A 1,305-nucleotide genomic window follows, 5' to 3' on the forward strand; every position below is an offset into this window, starting at 1 on the left:
AAGTTCATATTGCCGCAGCTTCGGTGTATAGCTTAGCCCCGTTAAATCTTCCGCGCAGGCCGACTCGACCAGTGAGCTATTACGCTTTCTTTAAATGATGGCTGCTTCTAAGCCAACATCCTGGCTGTCTGAGCCTTCCCACATCGTTTCCCACTTAGCTATAACTTTGGGACCTTAGCTGGCGGTCTGGGTTGTTTCCCTCTCCACGACGGACGTTAGCACCCGCCGTGTGTCTCCCGGATAGTACTTACTGGTATTCGGAGTTTGCAAAGGGTTGGTAAGTCGGGATGACCCCCTAGCCTTAACAGTGCTCTACCCCCAGTAGTATTCGTCCGAGGCGCTACCTAAATAGCTTTCGGGGAGAACCAGCTATCTCCAGGTTTGATTGGCCTTTCACCCCTAGCCACAAGTCATCCGCTAATTTTTCAACATTAGTCGGTTCGGTCCTCCAGTAAGTGTTACCTCACCTTCAACCTGCCCATGGCTAGATCACCTGGTTTCGGGTCTAATCCTAGCAACTATGACGCCCAGTTAAGACTCGGTTTCCCTACGGCTCCCCTAAACGGTTAACCTTGCTACTAAAATTAAGTCGCTGACCCATTATACAAAAGGTACGCAGTCACCCAACAAGTGGGCTCCTACTGCTTGTACGTACACGGTTTCAGGTTCTATTTCACTCCCCTCACAGGGGTTCTTTTCGCCTTTCCCTCACGGTACTGGTTCACTATCGGTCAGTCAGGAGTATTTAGCCTTGGAGGATGGTCCCCCCATGTTCAAACAGGATATCACGTGTCCCGTCCTACTCGTTTTCACTAATAATGCGTTGTCGGTTACGGGGCTATCACCCTGTGTCGCTGTGCTTTCCAGCACATTCACCTAACGCAAGACTGGCTTAAGGGCTAATCCGATTTCGCTCGCCGCTACTCTCGGAATCTCGGTTGATTTCTCTTCCTTCGGGTACTTAGATGTTTCAGTTCCCCGAGTTCGCCTCGTTACGCTATGTATTCACGTAACGATACGTGCTTATGCACGTGGGTTTCCCCATTCGGAAATCCCAGTCTCAAGTGATTTTTACTATCTAAACTGGGCTTATCGCAAGTTAATACGTCCTTCATCGCCTCTGACTGCCAAGGCATCCACCGTGTACGCTTAGTCACTTAACCATACAACCCCAAGAGGTCTGTATGTTCAAACAACCAAGGTTTATCGTCACTCATTTCCGATCAAGAAAAATGAGGACATTGGTTTTTCGCCGGACTCTACACAAGACACTTGAATGTGTGTTGTTTTGAGAACTCGTTTTTA

The 1,305-nt window shown here is 48.8% G+C and carries 1 rRNA gene (cut by a window edge); it reads right to left on the reverse strand.

Annotation, left to right across the window (positions count from 1 at the left end):
* Positions 1-1,163, reverse strand: a 23S ribosomal RNA gene (locus tag ASV53_RS23385) (it extends 1,731 nt beyond the left edge of the window).
* Positions 1,164-1,305: the final 142 nt, after the last annotated feature.

The organism is Photobacterium sanguinicancri (assembly GCF_002265265.1).
GTDB lineage: Bacteria > Pseudomonadota > Gammaproteobacteria > Enterobacterales > Vibrionaceae > Photobacterium > Photobacterium sanguinicancri.